The organism is Citrobacter sp. S55_ASV_140, assembly GCF_018919505.1.
Taxonomy (GTDB): domain Bacteria; phylum Pseudomonadota; class Gammaproteobacteria; order Enterobacterales; family Enterobacteriaceae; genus Citrobacter; species Citrobacter werkmanii.
In genome coordinates, this window is record NZ_JAHLQZ010000368.1 from 1 (window position 1) to 1,647 (window position 1,647).

Consider the following 1,647-nt stretch of genomic DNA (forward strand, 5'->3'; position numbering starts at 1 on the left):
GTCTACAACCGAGCGCTTGCTGAAGCTCGCCAGCATCCGCTCACTACACGTCGCTATATGTGGAAAGTAGCATACTGATTACTAAAGGATTAAGGTAAAAGCAGGGACGCTTTTTAAGATTTTATAGAGCAGGGTATTATTATGAGTATTCGCGTAATAGGTATAGGTGACAATGTCGTCGATAAATACCTTCATTCTGGAATGATGTATCCAGGTGGCAATGCCTTAAATTTTTCCGTCTACGCAAAGCAAGCCGGTGCTTCAAGCGCCTTCATGGGGGCGTTTGGGAATGATGACGCGGCAAAACATATACAAGATGTATTGCATAAGTTACAGATAGATATTACCCATAGTCGGCATTATGAGGGGGAGAACGGTTACGCCTGTATTCGCCTCAATAATGGCGATCGTGAGTTTGTCACCAGTAATAAAAATGGTGTTTTACGCGAACATCCCTTCATGCTGACGGTGGATGATCTGCGATACATTGCCAGTTTTGACTTAGTTCACACCAGTATTAATGGTTATCTTGAAAGTGAGCTGGAAAAAATAAAACAGAAAAATATCATGATATCATTCGATTTTTCTGGACGTGGCACCGATGATTATTTCGCAAGAGTATGCCCATGGGTAGATTATGGCTTCATTTCCTGTAGTGGCATCTCACCAGATGAAACCAAAGAAAAAATAAATAAGCTTTACCAATACGGTTGTCGACATATTATTGCAACCTGCGGGCATGAACGTGTTTATTATTTTTCCGCTGGTGGTTTTCTTGACTGGACGCCGAAATATATTGAGCCAGTAGATACCCTGGGGGCAGGTGATGCGTTTTTAACCGGATTTATGCTCTCCATTATCCAATCAGGTACAGCTGAGCCCGATCGAGAAAGGGTGCTGTGCGCCATGCAGGCTGGTGGTAAATCTGCAGCGAATGTTTTGTCTGATTACGGTGCATTCGGTTTTGGTAAACCGTATTAACCCTGTTAACGCTGTTCCACTCATGTAACCCAACATTCACTCCAGATAAGCCAGGAGGAAGTATGTTTTGGACGGAATTGTGTTTTATTCTTTTAGCCTTAATGGTTGGCGCCAGGATTGGCGGTGTGTTTTTAGGCATGGTCGGGGGACTCGGTGTTGGCGTCATGGTATTTGTTTTTGGCCTGACCCCATCCACACCGCCGATTGACGTTATTCTTATTATTCTTTCGGTTGTTTTAGCTGCCTCATCATTACAAGCCGCCGGTGGTCTGGATTTACTGGTTAAACTGGCAGAGAAAATTCTGCGCCGTCATCCTCGTTATATTACGCTGCTGGCGCCTTTTATTTGCTATATCTTCACTTTTATGTCCGGAACGGGGCATGTTGTTTATAGTTTATTACCGGTTATTTCTGAAGTCGCCCGTGATTCGGGGATCCGTCCTGAGCGGCCATTATCCATTTCTGTTATTGCATCGCAGCAGGCTATCACAGCCAGTCCAATATCGGCGGCGATGGCGGCAATGATTGGTTTAATGGCCCCGTTAGGGATATCCATTTCTACAATTATGATGATCTGCGTTCCCGCTACGTTAGTGGGTGTCGCGATGGGGGCCTTAGCGACCTTTAATAAAGGCAAAGAGCTAAAAGATGACCCAGAGTATCAAC

3 protein-coding genes are annotated in these 1,647 nt (G+C 44.7%); all 3 read left to right on the forward strand.

Translation table 11 applies throughout. The features are described 5' to 3' along the window. The coding region (locus KQJ18_RS24790; RefSeq protein WP_253297561.1) for a hypothetical protein at positions 1 to 78 on the forward strand (78 nt) is incomplete at its 5' end. Between the two features lie 63 nt (positions 79 to 141). Next, a complete protein-coding gene (locus KQJ18_RS23835) occupies positions 142 to 981 on the forward strand; it encodes a fructoselysine 6-kinase (RefSeq protein ID WP_038635106.1) in 840 nt (279 codons plus the stop codon). 62 nt (positions 982 to 1,043) lie between these two features. After that, a partial coding sequence (locus KQJ18_RS23840) for an anaerobic C4-dicarboxylate transporter family protein (protein ID WP_275945717.1) occupies positions 1,044 to 1,647 on the forward strand: 604 nt, incomplete at its 3' end.